General features: G+C 30.8%; 28 protein-coding genes and 1 tRNA gene. 15 read left to right on the top strand and 14 right to left on the bottom strand.

Annotated features, from left to right (window positions below):
• The first annotated feature begins 70 nt into the window (after positions 1 to 70).
• Complete coding sequence (fabV, locus tag G0Q09_RS08385) at positions 71 to 1,273, top strand: enoyl-ACP reductase FabV (protein ID WP_219034547.1); 1,203 nt, start codon at positions 71 to 73, stop codon at positions 1,271 to 1,273.
• Between the two features lie 312 nt (positions 1,274 to 1,585).
• A complete protein-coding gene (locus G0Q09_RS08380; RefSeq protein ID WP_219034546.1) occupies positions 1,586 to 2,995 on the top strand; it encodes an amino acid permease in 1,410 nt (469 codons plus the stop codon).
• 106 nt (positions 2,996 to 3,101) lie between these two features.
• On the opposite strand, the gene G0Q09_RS08375 is transcribed toward G0Q09_RS08380, so the two are convergent.
• Positions 3,102 to 3,186 (bottom strand) — tRNA-Ser (locus G0Q09_RS08375).
• 335 nt (positions 3,187 to 3,521) lie between these two features.
• Between G0Q09_RS08375 and G0Q09_RS14980 the strand changes: the two genes are divergently transcribed.
• The 4 genes from G0Q09_RS14980 (at position 3,522) to G0Q09_RS08355 (ending at position 7,508) form a co-directional block, all read left to right on the top strand.
• Positions 3,522 to 3,785, top strand: a complete 264-nt coding sequence (locus tag G0Q09_RS14980) for a GNAT family N-acetyltransferase (RefSeq protein ID WP_349679664.1) — start codon at positions 3,522 to 3,524, stop codon at positions 3,783 to 3,785.
• Between the two features lie 41 nt (positions 3,786 to 3,826).
• Positions 3,827 to 4,996, top strand: coding sequence for an MFS transporter (locus G0Q09_RS08365; RefSeq protein ID WP_219034545.1), 1,170 nt, complete (start codon positions 3,827 to 3,829; stop codon positions 4,994 to 4,996).
• Between the two features lie 376 nt (positions 4,997 to 5,372).
• Complete coding sequence (locus G0Q09_RS08360) at positions 5,373 to 6,803, top strand: TrkH family potassium uptake protein (protein ID WP_257468131.1); 1,431 nt, start codon at positions 5,373 to 5,375, stop codon at positions 6,801 to 6,803.
• A 9-nt stretch (positions 6,804 to 6,812) separates the two neighbouring features.
• Complete coding sequence (locus G0Q09_RS08355) at positions 6,813 to 7,508, top strand: potassium channel family protein (RefSeq protein WP_135836030.1); 696 nt, start codon at positions 6,813 to 6,815, stop codon at positions 7,506 to 7,508.
• Here the strand turns inward: G0Q09_RS08355 and G0Q09_RS08350 are convergent.
• Positions 7,495 to 7,875 carry a hypothetical protein gene (locus G0Q09_RS08350; RefSeq protein WP_219034543.1) on the bottom strand — a complete coding sequence of 127 codons (381 nt, stop codon included), beginning with the start codon at positions 7,873 to 7,875 and terminating at the stop codon, positions 7,495 to 7,497. The two genes, G0Q09_RS08355 and G0Q09_RS08350, sit on opposite strands and share 14 nt — an antisense overlap.
• A 253-nt stretch (positions 7,876 to 8,128) precedes the next feature.
• Between G0Q09_RS08350 and G0Q09_RS08345 the strand changes: the two genes are divergently transcribed.
• Positions 8,129 to 8,365, top strand: a complete 237-nt coding sequence (locus tag G0Q09_RS08345; protein WP_219034542.1) for a hypothetical protein — start codon at positions 8,129 to 8,131, stop codon at positions 8,363 to 8,365.
• A gap of 161 nt (positions 8,366 to 8,526) precedes the next feature.
• On the opposite strand, the gene lysA is transcribed toward G0Q09_RS08345, so the two are convergent.
• Positions 8,527 to 9,738 (bottom strand): diaminopimelate decarboxylase, encoded by a 1,212-nt coding sequence (gene lysA, locus G0Q09_RS08340; protein ID WP_180906035.1) that lies wholly within the window; start codon positions 9,736 to 9,738, stop codon positions 8,527 to 8,529.
• Positions 9,739 to 9,900: 162 nt separating this feature from the next.
• Positions 9,901 to 11,034, bottom strand: a complete 1,134-nt coding sequence (locus G0Q09_RS08335) for an MBL fold metallo-hydrolase (protein ID WP_180906036.1) — start codon at positions 11,032 to 11,034, stop codon at positions 9,901 to 9,903.
• A gap of 128 nt (positions 11,035 to 11,162) precedes the next feature.
• Between G0Q09_RS08335 and G0Q09_RS08330 the strand changes: the two genes are divergently transcribed.
• The 5 genes from G0Q09_RS08330 to G0Q09_RS08310 all read left to right on the top strand — a co-directional run bounded on the left by G0Q09_RS08330 (position 11,163) and on the right by G0Q09_RS08310 (position 15,350).
• Entirely contained in the window at positions 11,163 to 11,711 is a 549-nt protein-coding gene (locus G0Q09_RS08330) for a YeeE/YedE family protein (RefSeq protein WP_114999312.1), read from the top strand.
• Positions 11,712 to 11,715: 4 nt separating this feature from the next.
• Positions 11,716 to 12,129, top strand: a complete 414-nt coding sequence (locus G0Q09_RS08325) for a YeeE/YedE family protein (RefSeq protein ID WP_114999314.1) — start codon at positions 11,716 to 11,718, stop codon at positions 12,127 to 12,129.
• Positions 12,130 to 12,131: 2 nt separating this feature from the next.
• On the top strand, positions 12,132 to 12,761 hold the full coding sequence (locus tag G0Q09_RS08320; protein ID WP_219034541.1) for a Crp/Fnr family transcriptional regulator: 630 nt from the start codon (positions 12,132 to 12,134) through the stop codon (positions 12,759 to 12,761).
• Positions 12,762 to 13,038: 277 nt separating this feature from the next.
• A complete protein-coding gene (locus G0Q09_RS08315; protein WP_371875734.1) occupies positions 13,039 to 13,698 on the top strand; it encodes a YeiH family protein in 660 nt (219 codons plus the stop codon).
• A 257-nt stretch (positions 13,699 to 13,955) separates the two neighbouring features.
• Positions 13,956 to 15,350: an MBL fold metallo-hydrolase gene (locus G0Q09_RS08310; protein WP_219034540.1), complete on the top strand. Its 1,395-nt coding sequence runs from the start codon at positions 13,956 to 13,958 to the stop codon at positions 15,348 to 15,350.
• A gap of 162 nt (positions 15,351 to 15,512) precedes the next feature.
• Here the strand turns inward: G0Q09_RS08310 and G0Q09_RS08305 are convergent, their stop codons facing one another.
• From G0Q09_RS08305 to G0Q09_RS08280, 6 genes are all read right to left on the bottom strand, one after another.
• Positions 15,513 to 15,740 carry a YHS domain-containing protein gene (locus G0Q09_RS08305; protein WP_114999320.1) on the bottom strand — a complete coding sequence of 76 codons (228 nt, stop codon included), beginning with the start codon at positions 15,738 to 15,740 and terminating at the stop codon, positions 15,513 to 15,515.
• Positions 15,741 to 15,742: 2 nt separating this feature from the next.
• Entirely contained in the window at positions 15,743 to 16,708 is a 966-nt protein-coding gene (locus G0Q09_RS08300; RefSeq protein WP_257468129.1) for a hypothetical protein, read from the bottom strand.
• A 10-nt stretch (positions 16,709 to 16,718) separates the two neighbouring features.
• Positions 16,719 to 17,759, bottom strand: coding sequence for a cytochrome-c peroxidase (locus tag G0Q09_RS08295; protein WP_219034538.1), 1,041 nt, complete (start codon positions 17,757 to 17,759; stop codon positions 16,719 to 16,721).
• A gap of 44 nt (positions 17,760 to 17,803) precedes the next feature.
• Positions 17,804 to 18,646: an MbnP family protein gene (locus G0Q09_RS08290; RefSeq protein WP_219034537.1), complete on the bottom strand. Its 843-nt coding sequence runs from the start codon at positions 18,644 to 18,646 to the stop codon at positions 17,804 to 17,806.
• An 84-nt stretch (positions 18,647 to 18,730) separates the two neighbouring features.
• Complete coding sequence (locus G0Q09_RS08285) at positions 18,731 to 19,078, bottom strand: hypothetical protein (RefSeq protein WP_219034536.1); 348 nt, start codon at positions 19,076 to 19,078, stop codon at positions 18,731 to 18,733.
• 91 nt (positions 19,079 to 19,169) lie between these two features.
• Positions 19,170 to 19,484, bottom strand: a complete 315-nt coding sequence (locus tag G0Q09_RS08280) for a hypothetical protein (protein WP_219034535.1) — start codon at positions 19,482 to 19,484, stop codon at positions 19,170 to 19,172.
• Between the two features lie 530 nt (positions 19,485 to 20,014).
• Between G0Q09_RS08280 and G0Q09_RS08275 the strand changes: the two genes are divergently transcribed.
• Complete coding sequence (locus G0Q09_RS08275; protein ID WP_125350614.1) at positions 20,015 to 20,392, top strand: GreA/GreB family elongation factor; 378 nt, start codon at positions 20,015 to 20,017, stop codon at positions 20,390 to 20,392.
• Between the two features lie 73 nt (positions 20,393 to 20,465).
• On the opposite strand, the gene murI is transcribed toward G0Q09_RS08275, so the two are convergent.
• Together murI and G0Q09_RS08265 are read right to left on the bottom strand one after the other, a co-directional pair.
• Complete coding sequence (gene murI, locus G0Q09_RS08270; RefSeq protein WP_219034534.1) at positions 20,466 to 21,275, bottom strand: glutamate racemase; 810 nt, start codon at positions 21,273 to 21,275, stop codon at positions 20,466 to 20,468.
• Between the two features lie 132 nt (positions 21,276 to 21,407).
• Positions 21,408 to 22,502 carry a PepSY-associated TM helix domain-containing protein gene (locus G0Q09_RS08265; RefSeq protein ID WP_219034533.1) on the bottom strand — a complete coding sequence of 365 codons (1,095 nt, stop codon included), beginning with the start codon at positions 22,500 to 22,502 and terminating at the stop codon, positions 21,408 to 21,410.
• Positions 22,503 to 22,571: 69 nt separating this feature from the next.
• On the opposite strand from G0Q09_RS08265, the gene G0Q09_RS08260 reads away from it, so the two are divergent.
• Positions 22,572 to 24,794, top strand: coding sequence for a TonB-dependent receptor (locus G0Q09_RS08260; protein WP_219034532.1), 2,223 nt, complete (start codon positions 22,572 to 22,574; stop codon positions 24,792 to 24,794).
• A 204-nt stretch (positions 24,795 to 24,998) separates the two neighbouring features.
• Here the strand turns inward: G0Q09_RS08260 and G0Q09_RS08255 are convergent, their stop codons facing one another.
• Positions 24,999 to 25,577, bottom strand: a complete 579-nt coding sequence (locus G0Q09_RS08255) for a DUF4468 domain-containing protein (RefSeq protein ID WP_219034531.1) — start codon at positions 25,575 to 25,577, stop codon at positions 24,999 to 25,001.
• A 150-nt stretch (positions 25,578 to 25,727) separates the two neighbouring features.
• Entirely contained in the window at positions 25,728 to 25,904 is a 177-nt protein-coding gene (locus tag G0Q09_RS08250) for a helix-turn-helix transcriptional regulator (protein ID WP_219034530.1), read from the bottom strand.
• Between the two features lie 176 nt (positions 25,905 to 26,080).
• Here G0Q09_RS08250 and G0Q09_RS08245 point away from each other — a divergent pair, with 176 nt between their 5' ends.
• On the top strand, positions 26,081 to 26,350 hold the full coding sequence (locus tag G0Q09_RS08245) for an integrase core domain-containing protein (protein WP_257468126.1): 270 nt from the start codon (positions 26,081 to 26,083) through the stop codon (positions 26,348 to 26,350).
• Positions 26,351 to 26,529: the final 179 nt, after the last annotated feature.

Genomic DNA, 26,529 nt, shown 5'->3' with positions numbered 1-26,529 from the left:
TTTATGTACAAAAAGATCGTTTCGTTATATAGAATTTATTTTATAAATTTATGCGACTAAATTAAGTATAATGATTATTCAACCAAGAACAAGAGGTTTTATTTGCATTACGACTCACCCTGAGGGAACTGCAAAAAATGTTCACAATCAAATTGAGTACGTAAAATCAAAAAATATTTCAGCCGAAGGACCAAAAAAAGTATTGGTAATTGGAGCTTCGACAGGTTTTGGTCTGTCATCTCGTATTACAGCTGCTTTTGGATATAATGCTGCAACAATAGGTGTTTTCTTCGAAAAACCTGCTGCACCAAGAAAACCGGGGACTGCGGGGTGGTACAACACAGCTGCTTTTGAGAAAGAAGCGCAAGAAGCTGGTTTGTATGCAAAAAGTATTAATGGAGATGCTTTTTCTGATGAGATTAAACAACAAACGATTGATTTAATCAAACAAGATTTAGGTCAAATAGATTTAGTGGTTTACAGTTTAGCTTCGCCACGTCGTACACACCCAAAAACAGGTGTTGCATATTCGTCAGTTCTTAAACCAATTGGTGAACCATTTACAAATAAAACAGTAGATTTTCATACAGCAGAAGTTACGGATATTACAATTGATCCGATTGAATCTCAAGAAGAAATTGATAATACAATTGCTGTAATGGGAGGTGAAGATTGGAAATTTTGGATGGAAGATTTGAAAGCTGCTGGTGTTTTAGCTGAAGGCGTAAAAACTGTTGCTTATTCTTACATCGGGCCAGAATTGACTCATAGAATCTACAAAGATGGATCGATTGGTATGGCTAAAAATGATTTAGAAAAAACGGTTCCAGTTATCAACGAACTATTGTCAGATTTGAATGGTGTTTCTTACGTTTCTGTAAACAAAGCTTTGGTAACACAATCGAGTTCTGCGATTCCAGTTGTGCCATTATATATTTCGTTATTGTACAAAGTAATGAAAGCAAAAGGAATTCACGAAGGAACAATCGAGCAAATGCAACGTTTGTTTGCAGAGCGCTTGTATACAGCAAATGGAGAAGTTCCTTTGGACGAAAATGGACGTATTCGTATCGATGATTTGGAAATGCGCGAAGATGTACAAAAAGAAGTAGATGATTTGTGGAAAATTGTAACTTCTGAGAATATCAAAGAAATTTCTGATATCAAAGGTTATCATGATGAATTCTTACAGTTGTTTGGATTTAGTTTTGATGAAATCGATTATGATGCTGATACAAACGAATTGGTTTCAGTTCCAAGTATTGCAGAATAAGAAGATCATTTCAATAAAATAATACAAAACCTCGAAAATTATTTTCGAGGTTTTTTTTTGTCTCAATAAAATAAGTAAAAATAATTTTATTCGTATTTATTCGATTTATTGGATTTTGTTTTGTTAAAAATATGAATCAATTTTTATGAATAATTTAAAGTTGTGTTTTAATATTAATTTCAAATTATATTATTCGTAAATATTAAGTTTTCTTTTAAAAATATATCTAAAAAATATAAAATTTATTTTTCAAATCTGAAAAATATATCCGAAACACTTTACATTTCATCAAGTTTTAACACATGTATTTTTATGTCAATTTGGAAAATTAAACCATTAGCGAAGCTAATAGAAGATTCGCAAGAAACGGAAGGTGGTTTAAAAAGATCTCTATCTTCTGGAGCCTTAGTTGCTTTGGGTATTGGCGCTATCATCGGTGCCGGATTATTTAGTTTAACAGGAATTGCAGCGGCAGATCATGCTGGGCCGGCAGTTACTTTATCGTTTGTTTTAGCAGCAGTTGGTTGTGCTTTTGCAGGACTTTGTTATGCCGAATTTGCTTCAATGATTCCAGTTGCTGGAAGTGCTTATACATATTCTTACGCAACAATGGGCGAATTTATAGCTTGGATTATTGGTTGGGATTTGGTGTTAGAATATGCTTTAGCAGCGGCAACAGTAAGTGTGAGTTGGTCGGCTTACGTCGATAAATTTTTGCAAGGAATTAATATTCATTTACCTCAAGAATTATTGCATGCCCCAGCTGATGGCGGAATAATAAATTTACCTGCAATCTTTATTGTGTGTTTATTATCATTAGTATTAATCAGAGGGACAAAAGAATCTGCTATTATTAATAATATTCTTGTTATTTTAAAAGTTACAGTTGTAATTGTTTTTATTGTTTTAGGTTGGAGTCATATTAACCCTGAAAATCATATACCATTTATTCCTAAAAATATTCCAGGAACTCAATTTGGAGGAATGCCAGGGATTGCAGCGGGAGCAGCAGTCGTTTTCTTTGCTTTTGTTGGTTTTGATGCAGTTTCTACTGCAGCACAAGAAGCTAAAAATCCGCAAAAAGGAATGCCGATTGGAATCTTAGGATCATTAGTTATTTGTACCATTTTGTATGTATTATTTTCATGGGTAATGACAGGTTTGGTACCATACGAAACCTTTAAGGGGGATGCGTCACCAGCAGCGACAGCATTTGCAGTAACAGGTTATACATTTTTACAAAGTGTATTGATTTTAGCAATTATCGCAGGATATACATCGGTTATATTAGTGATGTTATTAGGACAAAGTCGCGTATTTTATAGCATGAGTAATGACGGATTGTTACCTTCTTTCTTTTCAGATGTTCACAAAAAATTTCATACACCTTGGAAAACCAATTTATTCTTTTTGGTTTTTGTAAGCATTTTTGCAGGTTTTGTACCAATCAAAGATTTAGGTCATATGGTAAGTATTGGAACTTTATTTGCTTTTACTTTAGTTTGTATTGGAATTATTGTGATGCGTAAAAAAATGCCAAATGCTGAGCGTAAGTTTAAAGTTCCTTTGGTTCCTCTAGTTCCAATTTTAGGAATTATTGTTTGTGTTTATTTAATGACATCTTTGACAATGGAAAGTTGGTGGAGACTTTTGATTTGGTTAGTAATCGGAATTTGTATTTATTTTTTCTACGGAAAACAACATAGTAAGGTTGATGATTAGGAAATCATCATTTTGAGTTTTTTAGAAATCCTTTGTCTTTTTAGATGAAGGATTTTTTGTGTTGATGTAAAACAAAAAAAGCTTGAACAAATGTTCAAGCTTTCAGCGGAGAGTGAGGGATTCGAACCCCCGGAGGTGTGACCCTCAACAGTTTTCAAGACTGCCGCATTCGACCACTCTGCCAACTCTCCAATAACGCAGTTTATTGCGGTATTGCGAGTGCAAATATAGAACGCTTTTTCGTTTTTCCAAACTCTGAAATCAATTATTTTTAAAATAATTTTTAACAAAATGATTCTCAATAGAATATTTTTTATTCTTTTTTTTGAAAATAGTCATTTATATCTTTGTTGTAATTAATTTTAGTTATGATTAGAAGAATTGAAGAAGTAGTTTTTCCGAGATTGAGAGAGTTTAGGAAAGTTGAGTACTAAACACACACGATTTTTTAGCACAAGAAGATTTCGAATATTATAAAGAAAATTTACCAAATTATTTTCCGCATGTTACTTTATTTGGTTACGAGATTGAGAATAAATTGGTAGGATTTGTAGGTGTTGCAACACAAAATCTTGAAATGTTATTTATTCACAATGATTTTCGACGAAAAGGAGTAGGGAAGGTGTTGTTGGATTTTTCTATTCAAGAATTGAATGTAAAATCTGTCGATGTGAATGAACAAAATCAGCAAGCGATTGATTTTTATCTGAGTCAATGTTTTAAGTTTATTTCTCGTTCTGAAAAAGATAGTGAAGGAAAAGCTTATCCTATTTTGCATTTGAGTTTATAATTTCGGGAGAGTAACTTAACTTTGCAAATCATTTTTTAGCCATGCATTCATCAACAGAATTATCATCAACTCAAAAAAATCGCATTCGTTTAGCTGTTTCGCTTTTCTTTTTTTCGCAAGGTTTAGCCTTTTCTTCATGGGCAAGTCGTATTCCGACAATCAAATCAGATTTAGGAATTTCAGAAGGACAATTAGGAACTTTGTTGCTATTAATGCCGATTGGCCAATTATGTACAATGGCACTTTCAGGAAAATTAGTAGCAAAATTTGGAAGTAAAAATGTCTTGCGAATTGTTGTTTTAATTTATCCTTTCATTCTTTGTTGTATTGGTTTAGCTCAGAACTTTTATCAATTGGGAGCTGTATTATTTTTCTTTGGAGTAATCGGAAATATGTGCAATATTTCGGTGAATACGCAAGGGGTTGAAGTGGAAAAAATATACGGTAAATCAATTATGTCATCTTTTCATGGTGCGTGGAGTATAGCTGGTTTTACAGGTGCTTTGATTGGATTATTGATGATGAATTTGCATGTGAATACATTTTATCATTTTGTGATTATTTATGGCTTAATCATTTTGAGTTGGTTCATTAATAAAAAATATTTAGTCGATTCTACGCCAGCTCCAACAAAGGAAAAGAAATCTATTTTTTCTAAACCAGATACAGTTTTGGTTCAATTGGGAATTATTGGTTTTTTGAGCATGGCAACAGAAGGTGCGATGTTCGATTGGAGTGGTGTTTATTTTCAAGATATTGTAAAAGCGCCGCAGAATTTGGTTGTCGTTGGTTATGCATCGTTTATGGTGATGATGGCGACAGGACGTTTTGTTGGTGATTATTTTATCAGTAAATATGGTAAACAACGCGTGATGCAAATTAGTGGCATTTTGATGTTTTCTGGTTTGATGCTTTCGGTATTTTTTCCTCAATTTATTGTGTGTACAATTGCATTTATGATGGTTGGATTGGGCGTTGCGTGTAATGTGCCAACGGTTTATAGTGTAGCAGGTAAAAACAAAAATGTTAACCCAGGTGTTGCATTGGCAATGGTTTCTAGTATATCTTTTTTAGGATTTTTGATGGGACCACCGCTGATTGGTTATATTGCAGAAGCTTTTGATTTGAGATACTCTTATGCTTTATTTGCTTGCTTTGGATTGATTATGGTTTTTATGGTTGGCAGAATGAAAATTTTTAAAACAGAGTAATAAAATAATGAAAAACTTGTAAAAAGCAAACATAATTATAAATTTGTTTTTTATTAAATGAAGTAAAACTATGTTTCGATTTTTAGTCAATAACAAGTTTTTTAATATACTACTTTCAATTTCTTACATCCTCGCAATTATTGCATTGTTAGTGATGTTTGGATTTGGATTTCCGGTTGTTTATAAACTTTATATCAATATATTTTTTATAATACTTTTGTCAATCGGAATTCTGAGAACTATTCTCAAATATATCTACTTTAAAGAAAAAATTATTCCGAGAGTCATCATTTTTGATATTTTAAGTATTTTGTTTATTCTTTATTGTATTAAAATTCAAGTCACCGATTATAGTTGGTTTTTTGTTAGTAAATATTTGCAATTTGCGATTGTACTAAAATTAATTCGAGAAATTGCTACGCCTAATTTTACATTCAAACGATCAGTTATTACGCCGCCGCAACTATTTATTTTCAGTTTTTTCATTTTAGTTTTTGGCGGAGCGTGTTTATTGATGTTACCAAAAGCAACTTATCATCCAATTTCTTTTCTAGATGCATTGTTCACGTCTACAAGCGCCGTTTGTGTAACGGGTTTAACGTCTGTTGATACCTATGTCACGTACACGCCAGTTGGTCATTTTATTTTGATGTTACTCATTCAAGCAGGAGGTTTAGGAATTTTGACTTTTGCCGGATATATTGCTTATTTTTTCAAAGGAAATAGCTCTTATGAGAATCAAATTGCCTTGGGAAGTATTGCTAATAATGATTCTTTGAGTGAAGTTTTTTCGTTTGTAAAAAAGATTATTTATTTAACTTTTGGAATCGAATTAGTAGGTGCGGCTTTAATTTATATTTCGATTGCACCATATAATATTAGTATTGTAGACAAATTATTTTTCAGTATCTTTCATTCGGTTTCGGCTTTTTGTAACGCTGGTTTTTCGACTTTGCCCAACGGTTTGATGAACAAAGGATTTGTACACAATTATGGTTTTCAGTCAGTTCTAATCACTTTGATTTTTTTAGGAGGAATAGGTTTTCCTATCTTGATTAATATTTTGCGTTATGTGGATTATTTAATTCGAAAATTAATCTCAAAAATTATTCACAACAAGAATAATCGTAAGAATTGGGTTTTTTCGTTAAGTTCTAAAGTAAATTTAATAACTTCATTAGTCATATTAATTATTTCTACGATCATTTTATTCTTCGAAGAATATTATTTGACATTAGGTCCACATCATGGTTTTGGTAAATTTATTTCGGCTTTATTTGTCGCCATAACGCCTCGTACAGCAGGTTTTAATAATATCGATTTTTCTCACTTACAATTCTCTTCCATACTTTTGGTTATTTTGTTAATGTGGATTGGTGCTTCACCAGCATCAACAGGAGGAGGAATTAAAACGAGTACTTTTGCAATTGCAATTCTTAATTTTATTAATATTGCACGCGGAAAAAATAAGATTGAAATTTATAAAAGAGAATTAAATCCGATCAATGTACAGAAAGCTTTTGCTACAATGACCTTATCTTTTTTAGTGATTGGAACAGGAATATTTTTGATTACTAAATTTGATAATCATTTGCATCTCATTGATGTTGCATTCGAAGCTTTTTCGGCATATTCAACAGTTGGTTTATCTTTAAATTTAACACCAACATTATCCGATCCTAGTAAAATTGTTGTCATTACAATGATGTTTATTGGTCGTGTTTCGATGATTACAATTTTGATGGCTTTTTTCAAGAAAACGGTTTCGTCAAATTATCGTTATCCATCAGATGATATTTTAATTTAAAAGAAAATTATGAAAATAATAATTATAGGTTTAGGAAATTTCGGCGCGGCGCTTGGTAAGAAAATGGTAAAGCTTGGTCACGAAATTATCGGTGTTGACAATAATATTCAACGTGTTGAAGCTTTGAAAGATAAGTTATCCTATACCATTTGTTTAGATGCAACAGATGAATTATCAATTAATAAATTACCACTAAATAATACAGATATTGTAATTGTAAGTATTGGGGAAAATGAAGGTGCCAATATTATGGCTACTGCTATTTTTAAAAATAAAAATGTAAAACGTTTGATTAGTCGTTCTATCAATTCTTTACACGAAAATGTTTTGCAAGCAATTGGAGTTACAGAAATTATTCGACCCGAAGCTGAATCTGCAGAACGTTGGACAAAAAAACTAAATGTGAAAGGAGTTGTAGATTCTTTTGAATTAAACAAAGAGTTTAGCATTATAGAGGTTGTAACACCAAATGAATTGGTTGGAAAAACATTTGATGAAATCCAATTCAAAAAGCAACATAATATTTTGGTAATGACAATTATTAAAAACAAAGAAGAAGCTAGTTTTTTAGGTCAATATAAAATTGTTCCAGAAGTACAAGGTTTTCCTACATCAAATACAGTAATTACAAAAGATGATGTATTGGTAATCTATGGAGCAAATCAAGAAATTTATAAGTTTTTGAAGAAATTTAATATTCAATAATCTTATGCTCATTTTTTAAGAGATAAGGCTTATGGAATTTTAAATAAAAAATAATTCCGATAAAATAGCAGACAACATCCAATATATCTGCTGTGTAATTTGAAGAAAATTTTGGCATAAGAAATTCTAACAAAAAACTGAGAACGAACGCTGTAATGACCAAATAACTTGTAGGGTAAATATATAATTGATTGTTGTATTTTACTTTCGAAATGATATAACTTCCCAAATGTGTCATTGCAGGAACGGCAAAAATATCTGTCAAATAATGGTTGAGATACTCAATTTCTATGGAATAAATTCGTGTAAGTTTGATGAAAATCCAACTCAGAATATAGAAACTAAAATAAGTATCAAACAATTTCATTTTTTAGACAACAACAAGTATTATTAACACACAAAAAGCTCCAAGAATCATCAAAAATAGGAAGAAAGCATCGTCTATTAATTTTTGAGAGGTACTTCGTTTGTCTTTTTTTTCTTCCATATACTAACTTTGAGGCAAAAGTATTTAATTCATTTCGAATTGCATAAGACGAATGTCATTGTAAAGTTTTTAAAATTGGATAGATTATATCTTCAAAATATTTTCATAACTTTAAAAAAGTAAATGATTGATAATGAAACCACTTTTATTCTTTCTTTTTCCAATTGCTCTTTTTGCGCAAGAAGTTGCTCAGAATGATAATTTAAAAAATAAATTGTTGATGAATTTTGCTCAACAATCTGGATATTTTGATTTTAAATATTCACAAGATTTATCACTTGAAAAGAACAATGAATTGATGCAAGATTATATCAAAAATTATACAAATCAACAACAAGATGTTTCTCCTTTAAAGCCAGTTGAGAAATGAATTCCTTACGAATATGATGATTCAAAAACATATGAACAAAATTTAGTAAGAAGTGTTATACATGATATATTTTTTAGCAAACCTCTGAAGTTAGGGAAATAAAAAGCCCAATCCTTGGATTGAGCTTTAAAATACTATAAAAATATATAAAAATTCTGAGCTTAGAATTTTATATCCTCTGTTGTTGCGATTAAATCTTGAATTGTTTCGCGACGACGAATTAAATAATCCTTATCGTCAATTAATAAGACTTCTGCAGGTTTGAAACGCGAATTGTAGTTCGAAGCCATCGAGAAGCAATATGCTCCCGCATTGTGGAAACACAACACATCTCCTTCGCTAATTTCATTTATTTTACGATTCGATCCAAATGTATCTGTTTCACAAATGTATCCCACAACTGTGTAATAACGGCTACGACCTTCTGGATTCGAAATATTTTCAATTTCGTGATGAGCACTGTAAAACATCGGACGAATTAGATGGTTGAAACCTGTATCAATTCCAGCAAAAACAGTAGAAGTTGTTTGTTTCACAACATTTACAGTCGCTAAGAAAGATCCTGCCTCAGAAACCATATATTTTCCTGGCTCGAACATTAATGTCAAAGGTTTTCCGTACGCTTTCTCAAATTCATTAAAACGAGCAGATAAACGCTCACCTAAATATTCAATATCTGTTTCGTCTGCGCCTGGATAGTAAGGAACTTTAAATCCTGATCCAAAATCGATGTAAGATAAATTCTTGAATTCTGCTGCAACTTCAAATAAAATTTCAGCTCCTTGCAAGAAAACATCAATATCTAAAATATCAGAACCTGTGTGCATATGAACACCGTCCAAATGTAAACCTGTATTTTCTACAACACGTTTGATATGTGGTAATTGGTGAATAGAAATTCCGAATTTTGAATCAATATGTCCAACCGAAATATTTGCATTTCCACCTGCCATAATATGTGGATTAATACGCACACAAACTGGATATTTAGGAAAATCTTGACCAAATGTTTCTAAAACAGAAAGGTTATCGATATTGATGCGAACACCTAAATCAATTGCTTTTTTAATTTCAGCATACGAAACACCATTTGGCGTATAAATGATTTCTTTAGGCTTGAAACCCGCCATTAATCCCAATTCTACTTCTTGAATAGAAACCGTATCCAATCCTGAACCAAGTGATTTGAAATACTTTAAAAGATTAAGATTTGTGTTCGCCTTACATGCATAATTTAACTTTAAACGTTTGACTGTAGAAAATGCATTTGTCATCTTTTCATATTGCGATCTAATTTTGTTCGCATCATATACATACAAGGGCGCACCATATTTTTGCACCAATTCCAATAGACGTTCTCTATTCAGTTCCATTTTGTTTATTTTTTTGTTTAAAGTTAAATTTCAGTTGCCAAAATTACGGAATACAAATGGTTTTCTGAAGATAATTCAGAATAAACTTATTATAAATCAATAATTTCGAATATTGTTTAAAGATTTAAAAAATATTTCGAATATTATTCGGTAATAAATGTTTTAATCCCTCCACCATTCTTTGAAGTGAAAGACAGAATCGTTCAAATTTAGTGGTTCACCAATCATAGGCGTCAAAATATCGAGCTTATTTTGCTTACCATTCTCTATAATTTTTTCCAAAGGTTCGTCCCAAGCATGTTTTGCCAAAGCAAATTTTGCAGCATGTACAGGAATAATATGTTTAGCTTTTAAATCGGTAATGATCGCAGGTAAATCTGTTGGTAAAGCATGAATGTATTTCCAAGCATCGTTGTATTGTCCATTTTCTAGAATCGCAAAATCAAACGGACCATATTTTTCTCCAATTTCTTTGAAATGCGTATCATAACCGCTATCACCACCTAAAAATATTTTTTGCGTAGGTGTTTCCAATACATAAGAAGTCCAAAGTGTTGTATTTCGTTTAAATTTTCTACCAGAAAAATGACGAGCTGGTGTAAAAGTAATTTTTAAGTTATTTTTTAATGAAACGCTTGTGTTCCATTCTTCTTCGATTAATTGTTCTGGTAGATAATTCCACTTCTCGAAATGTGCGCCAACTCCAAGCGGAAGAATCACTTTCTCCACTTTTGGACGTAATTCTTTCACTGTTTCATAATCCAAGTGATCGTAATGATCGTGTGAAATAACCAAATAATCAATCTTTGGGAAATCTTTTGCGTGATACGTATTTGCTCCTTTAAATGCTTTATTGAAAATTGGTAAAGGCGAACCGTAATCACTAAAAACAGGATCGATTAGGAAATTAACACCATCCAATTGAATATAATAAGACGAATGTCCCAACCAAATAAATACATTTTCAGATTTATCAATAGATTTGATATCCGTCTGAATATGCGGAATAGAATCTTTCGGATTGAGTTTTGGATTTTTCGCACCAAAGAAAAAATCCCACATCACTTTTTTGGTATCAAAACCTTCTGCAAATGCAGGTGTGTGATGAATATTTTGAAATTGTCCATTTTTATACAACTTCGATTGTTTCATTCGTTCCAATCGTTTTCCAGTTGCATCAGCACCAAAAGTATCCATTTGTAGAATAGCGAAGGTTGCAATTACAAGAATTACAATCAAACTTAATAGGAAGTAAAGCATTCGTTTAAAAACTTTTCGTTTATTGATTTTTTTCATTAATGATCAAATGTATAAAATTCTTGGATTGCTTTTGAAATAATATATCTTAAGTAAACTGTAACATTTGTAACTTTCATTTTAATTTTGATTTACCAACTTTGTACACGTTTTAGAAAAAATACAAAATGGAATTTATCTTACAACCTTGGCCATGGTATATTGGCGGACCAATAATCGCAATTGTAATGCTTTTATTGATTTATTTCGGAAAAAGTTTTGGATTTTCATCAAATTTCAGAACTATTTGTTCAGCTTTGGGAGGAGGAAAATCATGTGATTTTTTCTCGTTTGATTGGAAAGCTCAAAAATGGAATTTATTATTCTTAGTTGGCGCAGTAATAGGAGGTTTTGTTTCGATACATTTTTTATCAGATAATCAAATACCTGAAATTTCAGAAGCTACAATTGCAAAATTGAATGCAATGGGATTTGAAAGTGCAGGAAAAGCATATTCTCCAACCGAAATTTTTGAAACGATGTCTGTTAAAAATATTGCTTTATTATTTGTTGGTGGATTATTAATTGGTTTTGGAACGCGCTACGCTGGTGGTTGTACATCTGGACATGCGATTTCAGGTTTAAGTGATTTGCAGTTACCTTCATTAATCGCTGTTATCGGCTTTTTTATCGGTGGACTTTTGATGGTTCACGTTTTGTTTCCTTTAATTTTTTAATCTCATGAGAAGTTTAGTTTATATCATATTAGGTGTTATCTTTGGTGTAACCATGTACAAGGCAGAAACGGCCTCTTGGTTTCGCATTTTCGAAATGTTCAATTTTCAATCTTTCCACATGTACGGATTTATTGGTTCGGCTTTGGTTGTAGGTTTGATTGGAATACAATGGATGAAAAAGAAAGAAGTAAAAGATATCGATGGTGAAAAAATTGTGATTCAACCCAAAACGAAATCAATTGCTCGTTATTTGATCGGAGGAATTTTCTTCGGATTAGGTTGGGCTTTAGTTGGCGCTTGTCCTGGACCAATATTTGTGTTATTAGGCGCGGGAGTTTATCCAATTTTAATTACAATTTTAGGTGCATTAATCGGTACCTTTCTTTACGGAAAAATTAGAAACAAAATCCCACATTAAACATGATAAAAGAGAAAATAGAAGCAACTTATCCATATCAATTTGAGGAAGAATTATTGAATGAAATCGATGAATTAGGATCTTTGATAGAATTTAAAGCGAATGATGTGATGATAGATTTGAACCAATTTATCAAAGGAATGCCAATTCTTTTGAGTGGTGCAATCAAGATTATGCGCGAAGATTTTGACGAAGGAGAATTGTTGTTGTATTTTCTCGAAAAAGGTGATACATGTGCTATGACGATGGCGTGTTGTTTGGGTGATAAACAAAGTAAAATACGTGCTGTTGCCGAAACTGATGGAGAACTGGTGATGATTCCGATTGTAAAAATGGACGAATGGTTGGCAAAATATCCATCGTGGAGACGTTTTATTTTTGATAGTTACAATAATAGAATGGAGGAAATGTTGGTAGCGATTGACAATTTAGCTTTTAATGATATGAACGAACGTTTGAAAAAATATCTGTTGGATGTCGCAAGTATCAATAAAGGTAAAGTTGTGTTAAAAACGCATCAAGAAATTGCTTATGAACTCAATACTTCTCGTGTTGTTATTTCTCGTTTGTTGAAAGCTTTAGAAAAGGAAGGTTTCCTTCAACTGAATAGAAACGAAATCACGATTAAGTAAGTAATTATTAAAAAATATAAAAGGAAGCGCATTGTTAAGCTTCCTTTTTTTTTGTTGAAACAATTTATAATAGAAAATTTTATAAAAATAATATCATTTGTAACAAATGTTACAATCTATTTTGATACGGTCAATTACTTTTGTTTTTGTATTTCATAAAACAAATGATTGCCCGTATAGTTTATTTTGGATTGTTGCTATTTACTTTTTTTCCTTTTGTAGAGTCGTCTGTGGCGTTACTTTTAGGGATTGGTTATGGTTTAATTTTTCAGAATGAATTTGGGAATTCTCAAAACGATATTCAAAGAAATTATTGAATATTGCAATCATTGGTTTAGGGTTAGGTTTGAATCTTCACGAGGCAGTTTCGGTAAGTAAAGATGGATTTTTTCTCACTTTTATTTCTGTGTTAAGTGTTTTTACATTAGGATTTGTATTCTACCGATTATTAAAAATCAATAAGAATACATCGCTGCTGATTACTTCAGGAACTGCTATTTGTGGAGGAAGTGCCATTGCCACAATTTCTTCGGTTTTACAACTAAAAGCGAATCAAATTACCATTGCTATGGCAGTTGTGTTTGTGTTGAATGCGATTGCATTAATGATTTTTCCGTTTATTGGACATTATTTTCAGTTATCGCAATATCAATTTGGTTTGTGGTCGGCAATTGCAATTCACGATACAAGTTCTGTTGTCGGTGCAGCCAAACAATACGGTGAACAAGCTTTAGAAGTTGCAACTACTGTGAAATTGAGCCGAACATTATGGATTTTTCCGTTGGCTTTATTAATTGGTTATTTCAACAAAAAAGAGAACTCTTCTTACAAATTTCCTTATTTTATTATTGGTTTTATTGCAACAATGCTTATCGCTACTAATTTTCCTCAAGGCGAAAAAGTTTATCACATTTTACAAGGAATTTCGAAACAATAAATGGTTGTTGCTTTATTTATGATTGGCTCGTTGATTAACATACAATCCATCAAACAAGCAGGTTTTAAAACCTTATCATACGGAATTTTACTTTGGATTTTTATCTCCATTTTATCTTTGGTTTTGGTTTTAAATTATTTTTAAAATCTTTATTCTTTCTATTTTAAGTCTGTAACATTGGTTACTGTCGATTTTTTTTTAGCAACTTAACTTTGCTTAACAAATTAGAAAAGGTTAAACCATAAAAATATTATCATATGTTTTTTCAACACATTTTTGAAAAGTCATTGGCACATTCAAGTTACCTTGTAGGTTGTCAAGCAAAAGGAGAAGCAATTGTAATCGATCCAAAAAGAGATATTGATATATACTTAAAAATAGCAGAAGAAAATAAGCTGAAAATTACGCATATTGCAGAAACACATATTCATGCTGATTATCTTTCTGGTAGCCAAGAGTTAGCTTATGTAACAGGAGCAAAGATGTATTTGTCTGATGAAGGAGGTGAAGATTGGCAATACGATTTTGAACATATCGGATTAAAAAATGGCGATAAAATAGAAGTTGGAAATCTAATTTTTGAGGTGATGCATACACCAGGTCACACGCCAGAAAGTATTAGTTTCTTATTAACAGATACGCCTGCGACGAAAGAACCGGTTATGATTTTTACTGGAGATTTTGTTTTTGTAGGAGATATTGGTCGTCCAGATTTATTAGAAGAAGCAGCTGGATTAATTGGTACTAAAGAAGTAGGAGCGAAGCAGATGTTTGAATCGTTGAAAAAATTTCAAGCATTGCCAGATTATCTACAAGTTTGGCCAGCACATGGAGCAGGTTCTGCTTGCGGAAAAGCTTTGGGTGCTGTAGCAAGTACGACGGTTGGTTATGAGAAAATCAGAAATTGGGCGTTGCAATTTGATTCGAATGAAAAAGGATTTGTTGATTATTTATTGGCAGATCAACCCGAAGCACCAGCTTATTTTGCAATGATGAAAAAGCTGAATAAAACAAAACGTCCTTTGTTGATCGAAGTTCCGAAATGGGCTAAATTAACATACATCGAATTTGAAAAAGCGAAAGATTTTGGAATGAAAGTGATTGATGCGCGTATCAAAACAGATTTTTCTCAAATCCATTTACCAGGAACATTAAATATTCAAAACAATAAAACATTCAATACTTGGATGGGTTGGATGGTAAATTATCAAGAACCAATTGTGTTGATTGTAGAAGAGGATGAAATAGAAGAAATGACACGAAAATTGATGCGAATTGGTTTGGATAATGTTTATGGTTATATTACTTCAACAGATATGTTGAGTAATTTTAGTTCTTTAGAATCTTCTATTTTAATCGACGCAGATACAATGGAAAATTACATTGGAAATGATGAGGTTCAGATTTTAGATGTTAGAGGGGAAACAGAATTTAAAGAAGGTCATATCGAAGGAGCGAAGCATATTTTTGTCGGTTATTTACCAAAAAGATACAATGAATTAGATCCAACTAAAAAAATTGTCTTGCATTGTCAAGCTGGAGATAGAGCAACGATTGCACAAAGTTTTTTGGAATCGAAAGGTTTTGAAGTTGAAAACTATAGTGGAGGAATTGCTGATTGGAAATTGAATCAAAAACCATTAGTGAAATAATATGTTTTTCAAAAAGATTTTAAAAATGTTGACATCAAATTCGAATGTAGAAGTAGAGCTAGTACTAATCAAGCAGTAACAATTTTAAATAAAAATGACAGTAGTTGCTTAATAATTCTTCTTAGAATCAAGTACAATTACTGTCAAATTATTTTCTTACTCTTACTTTTTCTTCATGTATTTTTTTGGATTTTTTTTGAATTCAACTTTACAGCTTTTACTACAAAAACCATAAATTTTCTTTTGATAAATTGCGGTATCTGTTAAGAATTGTGCGGTATTCATTCCACAAATAGGATCTTTCTCGTTTACAACTTTTACTTTTAGTTTTTGTTGAGCAAAAATTGAAAAAGAGATGATGAAGAATGTTAATGTTACTATTTTTTTCATTGTTATTGATTTTTAGATTGAAATAAATTGTAATTAAAAAAGAAACCTATTCTGTTTTTTACTTCGATTTCTCCCGAATTTAAATCAGAAAGTATGGGTTGAAAATATTCTATACCAAAATTAAACTTTCGAGCAGCTGCTTCTAATCCTAATTTCGCAAATTGAGCTTTTCCCTTAGATTTTGGAATCGTCTCCCCAAATTGTTCATTTTTATAATAAAGTTCGTTTTGAAAACCGACTTTTCCAAGTATTTTTAATTCATTGTTAATGAAAAGATGTTGTAATTGAATTAATTGATTCCATTGATCTCCAAATTTGTATTTCTTCTTATTCTCTCCTTTCAAGTTGTAGTCTGTTACTAATTGTAAAGTCGAATTCTTAAAAGCTAATTGGTAATTTATTGCAAACTGAGTATCCCAACTTCCTGTACCTAATTGAAAACTTGGATTGGTTGTTTCAGCATTTGCTTGATTAAATTTTGCGATTGGAATTTTTAAACCTATTGCAGCACTTAATCCATGTTTTAGCTCATTAGAACTTGTGTTTGATTTAATGACTTTAACTATTCCCATCATATTTAAATCTCCAATACCAGAAATAGAAGAAGAGTTTTTACCTTCTTTATTATGAAAATGGTAAGGAATACTAGCATTGATGTCAATTCTATTATTTATTGGAATTCTTGCCCATAATTGAATGGTATTGAATTGTTGCTTTTGCGTTCTTTTATTAGAAAAAGCATCTTCTTTAGCTTTATAAGATTGATGTAGATAACGAATACCAACGAAATTTGAATTTATAAGATTTTCAATTCCATTTGATGTTGAAGTTGCTGAACAACCGCAAGCATCACATTCTAATTCTAAATCATATAAATGAGAGATTACAATAGAATCATTATCTGTATGAGCAAATAATGAAATGGGTATAAATAATATAACGAAAAATAAATTGATATATAATTTCATTTGAATAGATTTAAAATTCTGCATAAGCAGGGTTATTAATAAATGAGTAATCAGTTAATGTTTTTAGAAAAGAGATAATTGCCTTTTTTTCTTCTTCTGTCATAGGAATTCCAATTCGATTATTTTGTTTGAGTTGAGAATCCAAATTTTTATCATTTTGTATGCCTTCTGAATAAAAATTCAAAACAGCTTCTAAACTATAGAATCGTCCATCGTGCATATAAGGTTTGGTCATTTCAATATTTCTTAAACTTGGAACTCTAAACTTCATAAAATCAGTCGAATCTAATGTAACACGATATAAACCTCCATCTTTGTATTGTTTATTATAATACATTCCTGTATTTCGAAAAGACTCATCTGTAAAAAGTGTTCCTTTATGACAGCTTGAACATTTCTGTTGAAAAAGTTGTAAACCTTTTTTTTCGGTTTCGGTTAAATTTGTCTCTTTCCTTAAATATTGATCATATTTAGAATCTTTTGATACAACTGAAGCCATAAACTGTCCTAATGCGCTGAGAATACGATTTGCATCGATTTTATCATCTCCGAAAGCATTTTTAAACATTTTTCGATAAGAAGAATCTGATGATAATTTCTTAATGATTTCGGGAAAAGTAGTATCCATCTCTTCTTCAGCTGTAATAGGAGAAATTGGTTGTTGAGCTAAATCATGAATAACGCCATCCCACATAAATCGATTTAGAAATGCCAAATTTTGAATAGGAGGAGCATTTCGAATTCCTAATCGATCATCAATTCCATGACTAACAGGATGTCCGTGGTGAGTAAAGGCATTTTCTTGAATATGGCAAAAAGCACATGAAATAGTATTATTTCTAGATAATCGACCTTCATAAAATAGTTTTTTTCCTAACTCAACTCCATTCTTAGTTAACGGATATTTATCTGTATCAAATGTTATTTTAGGAAAATAAGAAGGAATTTCTAATTGATAAGGTTCATCAACGATCTGTCCATAATCAATATCATCATCGTTACAACTTAACAAGATAAATAAACTGAAAATAATTGTTATTATTTTATTCATTGTTTGTAGAATTATGCGGTGTTTATAAAACACCGCTATAAACTTTATTGATTTTTTTCGTCGTTATGTACATGATCAACTCGAAACATATTTTGTATGTTTTCTGTGACCAATTGTGCAAAGTTGGAAGATCCCATAATGTTATTGTTCGACTCATCTAAAGTCAATTTATGATCACCACTTAAATAGGTATTCAAATTTGCCATAATATGAATAGAAGGCTTAATCTTAGAAGTTACTCGTGCAGATGTAGGTAAATCTATTGTTATTTCTCTATATAAATCTTGAACATTATTTTTGTTAATATCTCCCATATTTCCAGTATGAGTTAAGAAGAAAGTGTCAGTAGTAGTTTTCCCATAAAAACCTTCTATTTTAAAGAAAACATAACCAGCAGCCCAAGCCCAAGTCATTCCATTTTTCTTTGCTTTTTCCCAAAAAGTAGCTTGCCCAGTCTGTCCTAATAAATAAGCTTTCTGAGATACACCAAGTCCGAAACGTACTTTTGTATATTTATTTTGAGGGATATTATCCAAATTTAAATAAACGACATTAGCTATAGCAGAATCTTGATTAATAACAAAAGCGCCTTTGTCTGGATCGTTTTTATGATAATCAAATTCATTTCCTTTTTCATCAATTAATGTGATGTTAGAAATGATATATTTTAATGTTGTTAATTTATGTTTTTGTCCGTTTGATGAGGTTTGCGTTGTTTGATCTAAAACAATTCCTCCCAAATTATCAAATCCATTTTCAAACTTTAATTGAATTTTACCTGTTTCGGTAGATTTAATTTCAGAGAAATCATCATCGTTGTTGCAGGAAGTAAATAAAGTAAGTAATGCGATAAATGATAAGTTTAAAAAATATTTGATTGTTTTCATTGTAATAATTGTTTAATTTTTTTGAATAAGAATGCTGTTGGAAAACAATTATTGTTCTCCAATACTGGATATTTGTTCTATTAATTAAACAATTGGAGGTTTTAGATATTTAAAAACCCAATCGATAGAATAGGATGATTGCCAAAAGAATCGATGTTTTATTTTTACAATAAAATCTTGAATAAATGGAATAGCTAAGCATTCGAAATGTATATAAATTTCTGCAAATCGAATATTCTTTACTAAAACCGAATTAGATTCTTGTTCCGTTTCTTTTAGTTGCTTCGATAAATAACATTTTCCATTACATTGCATTTCTGGTCGCTCTTTATTGATACAATATTCATCAATAATCTTCTCCTGAGTACTAATGAATACAGTAAAAGGAATTAATGAACGAAAACCAATTAAAAGCACGAACAATGCAATCAATAAACAATTGAAACTTTTGACAAATCTTATATGAAATGTCAACTTGATTAAATGTTAATGAGATAATAATTTGATAAACAAGAATTATTTATCAAATAGGAGGCTGAAGTTGTTGATCTAATTGATATTGAGTTTCGAAAGCTAATTCGATAGTCGAAATTTTTTCAATAGATTTTATGAAGGTAAATGTGTTAATTTCGAAGGTAGGTTGATAAATAAAATAATCAATTGCACGCAAAGAAACTTGAATTTTATTATCATCATTTTGTTCATCATTAACAGTCTTGGAAATTTGTTCTTTCAGATAACAAACTCCATTACACAATAATTCTGGACGCTCTATATTAACACAATATTCGTTAGAAATCTTATCATAATTTACCAAATAGTCAATAACAGGTAGCAATGGTCTACAAGTTATTAGAACAACAGTTAGTATGAAAAGGTAAGATTTCAATTCCTTAAAATTTTTATAAAATTAGACAGTTTTTATTTATTTTGAAAATGAAGATTATCAGTTTTTTCAGAAATTGAATTCAAGTTTCTTTTTATTGAAATGACATTAATGAAATAATCTTAAAAGGTTTATATTTTTTAGACTGAGAAAGATATCGTAACTTTGAATTAATCATTTTAGAATCAATTCATGGCAAATTTTATTGACATCTATAGAAGAAACAACCAATTGTGGTTGTTTTTGTCGTTGGCATATTTGCATGATGATACTTTCTTAAGAAGCTCGAAAGAGTTTATCAACTAATCCCTGTTACGACTCGAGACAGGGAACCTTCTATTTTTTTCAATTATCAATTATTTTCAATTTTCTGTAAGGAGATTTGTATCAAATTTTAGCGAATTTTATTTTCGGTTATTTGATATTTGAGTCTTAGAGAATCTTCTTCGAATGATTGAAAGTTTAACTAAGAATTTATCAAAATGACAACAAATATTATTTTAACAACAGGATTATACGATTTAATTAAAGACCATTTAAGAAGAAAAAAAGTAACAGCAGAACAAGAAAATATCTTAACAAAAGAATTGCGTCATGCAGAACAAATTTTGAGAAGAGATTTGGCTGATAATATTGTGACTGTTGGGAAAAAAGTAACAATAAAAGAATTAAATTCAAATCAAGAATATCAATTAAATTTTGTTAGCCCAGAAAAGGCAAAACCGAAAAAGAATCGTCATTCTATTTTAATGGACGAAGGTTTAGCAACAATTGGTTATAAAATTGGTGATGTAATTGAATGGCCAGCAAATGATGGCTCAAAAAAATATGAAATTCTGAATGTAGAAGCAGTTTCATAATTTGTCCAAAAGCATAATAAAAAAACCGAGCATTAGCTCGGTTTTTTATTGGTATATTTTCTGGAAAAATATTTTAAACATCTAAATGTGAAGCAGTAATTTTCTGACCATAAAAAATTGTTGTATTTGCTTCAAAACTTTTCGCATCATCTGTCGTATAAAATGTAAGATGCCCATTTTTTGAACATTGTGTTTCTACTTCGGGATGACGATGTAGATAGTCAGTTAATTTATTCGCGACCAATTCTCCTTGCGAAAGAATTGTTACATTTTCTGGTACATATTGCGAAATAACAGGAAGAAGAAGCGGATAATGTGTACAAGCCAATACAACTGTATCGATTTCGGATGATTGATCAAATAAGCGTTGAATATCTTTTTCTACAATATCGTGCGCAGCTTTGCTATCAATTTCATTATTCTCAACCAAAGGAACCCAAAGTGGACAAGCCAATTGAAAAACATCAATTGTTGAATGAAATTTGTTCATCTCGATTTTATACGATTCAGACAAAACAGTTCCTTGTGTAGCTAAAATTCCGACTTTGTTATTCTTTGTGTATTCATTTATCGATTCTGTTGTTGGGCGTATAACACCCAAAATTCTTTTGCCTTCGGGTAAATCATTTTGCTGAATTGTTCGTAAAGCTTTTGCAGAAGCTGTATTGCAAGCAAGTATAACCAAGTTACATCCCAAATCAAACAATTTAAAAACGCATTCTTTGGTGTATTCATAAACTGTCTCAAACGAGCGAATTCCATAAGGGCAACGAGCATTATCACCTAAATAGATATAATCGTATTGCGGAAGTTTTTTCTGTATTTCTTTGAAAACGGTTAATCCTCCATAACCAGAGTCAAAAACACCAATTGGTCCTTGCATATTCGCTTATTTTTGAAGCACAAATTTACAAAATGTATTAAGATGTTAGCGTAATAATTTGGTTTGAAAATTTACATATAATTAATAGAAATAATAAATTTTATAATCTATTCAACAATTGTTTGAATAAAATTATTTTCTTTTCTGCTTCCGTTTTTTATTTCGCCAAATTATAAAACCTGTAATAGGTAAACTTGCCACAATTATTGAAGAAGTAAAGGCTAATATTTTACCAAATAAACCTAATATTTGTCCTGTATGAATGTCGTACATTGAGTTTGCAAACTTTTTACCATTTGATAAATTCTCATTCATTAATTGAGAAACCTGAAATTGTTCCGAATCAAATTGATATTCGTCAACCGCATAATAACGCAAACTTTTATGATACGCTCTTATGGCCAAAGGATTTTTTTCGGGTACGGGTAAATAAATCCAATACATAGAAGCTGTTGGACTATTTTTTAAACTATAAGCATATGCAGAATCAACAATAGTGTAATTGTTTTCTAACATTTTTTTAGGTTGATAGACATATCCTTTTTCTTCATTTGGAAATGATTTTCCAAGATTAACGATTTGCATATATGAATTGCGAACAGGTTTGAAACTAAATGCAATACCTGATAAAGCGACAATAAATGCAATACTAAAAGCATAAAATCCCAGTACATTATGCAAATCATAATTGATACGTTTCCATTTTGCTTTGTATTTTATCGTTAACCCATTTTTAGCTTGTTTTCTCTTTTTGGGCCACCAAAGAATTAAACCGCTTATCATAATCATGATAAAAATAACAGTTGAAAAACCAATTATATTTTTTCCGATATCACCCAATAAAAGATTCATATGAATGTATTGTATCACCAAGAAAAAATCTTGTTTCATATTTTCTTGATGTAAAATTTTCCCTGAATATGGATTAATATACACAAAGTAAGATTCTTTTTTATCATCCATCGTCATCACAACCGTTGATCGATCTTTATCCATATACATCACTCGAAGCACAACATGTTTAGGATTTTTGTCTTGTACTTTATGGATAATTTTACTTGGTTTTATGAATGGTTGATGAACAATCTCGACTTTTCTATAATCAAAAAGAGTATCTTTTATTTCATCTTGAAAACAAAATATAGCTCCTGTTATTGCCACAATACAAACAATAATACCTGTAAATAATCCAAACCATTTGTGAAAGAAGAGAAAATATTTTTTCATTAATAAAAATTAATTTAGAATAAATAAAAATTATATTTGCAGCAAATATAAATTATTTAAAAACACACTATGAAAAAAAATATCATCTGTTTAACAATTTTATTGGGGAGTGCCTCGCTGTCATATGCCCAAACGAATGATAGTATATCCACAGATTTGAATGATGTTGTGGTAGTTGCTTCAAGAAAACCTACTAAAATATCTGATTTGGCAGGAACTGTTTGGGTGATCAATCAAGAACAAATTGCACAACAAGCTAAAAATGGTGTTCCATTAAAAGAAGCTTTAGCGATTATGATTCCAGGGATGGATGTTGGTTCGCAAGGAAGATCAAATTATGGTCAAAATATGCGTGGACGTTCAATGCTGGTGATGATAGATGGAGTTTCTTTAAACAGTATCCGTAACATAAGTCGTCAATTAGATGCAATTGATCCGTTTAATATCGAAAGAGTTGAGGTTTTATCTGGTGCAAGCGCAATTTATGGCGGAAATGCGACAGGTGGTATTGTCAACATTGTGACGAAAAAAGCACTAAAAAATGGAATTAGTGGCGAAACAGAACTTGGTTTACGTACAGGTTTTTCAGGAAGTGATGATCATGATTGGCGCGTTGCTCAATCTATTGGTTACAAAAATGATAAATTTACGGGACGTTTGGCTGTTGCATTTCAACAAAATGGTGGAGCTTATGATGCAGATGGAGATCAAATATTTGCAGATATTTCGCAATTAGATTTACAATATAATCAATCTATTGATGTGTTGGCAACAGCAGGTTATAAATTCAATCCGAATCATCAAATCAATGGATCTGTGCAATATTATCGTTCCAAATATAGTGGAGATCGTAGTCTATATTTAGGTGAAAACATTAGTGTTTTAACCAAAGGAGATGCTTCTGTTTTGGAGATGCGTGATGGTTTTGATACGGATAAAAATCCAGGAACAGAGCGTGTAATGGGAACATTGAGTTATAATGGAACTAATATTTTAGGAGGGCAAGATGTGTATGTTCAATTTGCTTCTCGTGTCGAGAAATTAGGATTTTATCCATTCCCAGGTAATTTAACGTTGCCTTCTGGGACAAGTCCTTATATGTCGGCTTCTCAACAGGATACGTATTATTCGGGTCTAAAAGCTGTTTTGGTCAAAGATTGGGGAAAATTGAAATTAACATACGGTGCAGATGTTGATTTTGAAAAGTTTGAAGGTCAACAAAATGTATTTGATTCTCAGAAGTCATTATCAAGTGGAGGAATGATTAATCACACTGTTTTAACGATTGATCGTTATCCAACTAATCATTCTACAAGTTTTGCTGGATATGCGCAAGCTGAGTATGATATTTTACCCCAATTGAAAGTTTCGGGAGGAATTCGTTACCAAGATATTTCAATTAAGTTGGATGATTTTATTGGTTCTACTCAACAATTGCAAATCGCTAATGGTTATGGAAACAGTGCCGATTATATTCCAGGTGGAAAAAGTAGCTATAATATGACGATGCTAAATGCTGGTTTGTTATATAAAATTAATGAAGTGAACCAAATTTGGACAACTTATTCACAAGGAGTTTCATTAGCTGATCCATCAAAATTTTATGGATATGGAAATTATAAATTTAATTCTGCAACCAATAATTGGGATTTAAGTTCGAGTGTGAATGTAAAAGATTCTCCTCTTTCTGGTGTGAAAACAGGACAATTTGAACTTGGTTATCGTTTCAGAACAAATAATGGATTTAAAGGACAAATCTCTGGATTTATCAGTAATTCCGACAAAAATATTGCTTTAAAACGTGATGGACTAAATCTTTGGGTAGAAGTGGTTGATCAAAAATTAAGAAATATGGGCGTAGAAGCAGAGGTTTCTTATACGAACGGAGGATTTTATGTTGGAGCAAATACATTGCTAATCAAATCTGAAGTGGAGAAAAATGGTGATTGGCAAAAACAAGATGTTTCAACTTCTGGACCTTCTAAATTTACAGCTTATGCAGGTTATGGATTTGATAATTGGAATTTTAGATTTCAAACTTTACAAAGTTTCAAATACACAGATGGTTTGGAAAATGTGATCGATTCATACAATACATCAGATTTAATGGTTGCTTACAAATTACCTTTTGGTAAAATTAATTTAGGTGTTCAGAATATTTTTAATACCGATTATCAAACAATTTGGAGCGCAAAATCACAAGTTTTGTATAGTGCATATAAAGTTCCAGAATTGTTTTATTACGCTGGACGTGGAAGAACTTTTAATCTAAGTTTTACATACAATTTTTAATTTATGAAAGCGAATCATTTGATTCGCTTTTTTATTTTAAGGGAATTAAACACCGAACTAAAAAATAAGATTAATGATTGCAGGAATGATTCGAAAGCCAATAAAGCAAAAAAAATCGTAGAGTAGGATAGGTAAAAGAGAACAAATATATGGGCTAAAGAATAGATTTTTGAATTTATTTTCTATAGAGAGGTTCTATAATTTTTACCAATTATTAATTTTATTCGATTTATCTAAAATCTCTTGAATTAATTTATTAAAATGATTCTCCAAACCAGTTACTGCATCAGGATAATCGACTTCATTCTTTTTATTATAGATAGAATTTTTGTTTTTGCTTGTTGGATTCAATACGAGATAATAATAATCTCCTATGCTCGAATTCCACTTTCTTGCTTCAAAAGAAGGTCGATTAATTCGAATTTTATCATCTTTAAAGAGAATTGTAATCGAATAAGATAAGTCATATTCAATCTTTGACTTTCCTATTTGCATATAATTCATTTTTTGTTTTACAGTTAAAGCTTCTTGCTCATATCCATTTATTGTTATGCTTTCATTTTCGGCTAAACTCAATACTTTCTTTGGATCTTTGTACATACTCGATAAGGCTGACAACACAATTCTGTATAACTCATTTTTTTTGGTATTTGGTTTATCAATTACGATATAATCAGTTTTATCTTTAGATGAAACAAATCCATTTGATGTTAAAGTAAAATATTGCGCATAGCTAAATTGCGATAAACAAATAATTGTAAATAAAGTATATAAGATTTTCATATTTCATTCGTTTAAATACTAATTTAAGAAAAATGTCTCATTTTTGGAATGAATACTTAAAAATCAATGTGTTAAAGTTTATGAATATTGTTTACATAAAATATTTTTACTTCTTGTAAATAGAGGTGATTTAGCTATGTCATTCATCCTTCAAACTTCGTCAATCCATTTGTATAAATCGATTTCAGAAGAGATGTCAAAGGTTTTTCTTAATCTACTTTTTCTTGTTTGCACAGTTCTTATTGCAAGGTTGTTGTATTCTGTAATATCTTTTGTTGTAAAACCTAATTTGAGTAAAGAACAAAATTTGAATTCGTCTGGAGTCATTTCAGGATTAAAGGATATGACTTGTCCTGAATTAGCTATACACAAATTGCAAGTGTATGAAAAAAACAGAAAAAGTTGAAAGTGGTTTACCAAGAAAAGAAGTTACTAGAATTTATGGTTTAGGAAATTGATGTTTGGATGCGAAATTATAGATCAGAGATTTATTGCTCATAAGTATGATCGAAAAAGGTGATCCCTATGAAAATGCAATGGCAGAAAGGGTTAATGGAATGATTAAAATGGAGTTTAACCTGTATGAAAGCTCATTAGGTTTTGATCAGACAAAGATTAAAGTTAATAATAGTCTTAAATCATATAATGAATTGAGACCACAAGTAAGTTGTGATTATTTAACTCCAAATGCTGCGCATTTACAATCAGAAAAATTGAATAAAAGATGGAAAAACTATAATAGGAGTTTTAATTATCAAAACTCTCTTGTATAGTAAGTTTAGGATTAAGATGAATTAGTGTATATCGAAAATACTACTTTTCTGTGACAGTGTCCAAAAAACTGTGTAAACATAAAATAAGGTGGGTTAGTAATCCACCTTATTTAATTTTATTAAATTTATAAAACACAGTTTATTATGAAAAAATCTGTAACACAAATCATCCAAGAACA

This window comes from Empedobacter falsenii (assembly GCF_019308355.1).
GTDB classification, from domain to species: Bacteria; Bacteroidota; Bacteroidia; order Flavobacteriales; family Weeksellaceae; genus Empedobacter; species Empedobacter falsenii_B.
Note: the sequence above shows the minus strand (reverse complement) of the source record. Positions and strands in the feature narration are given on the sequence as shown.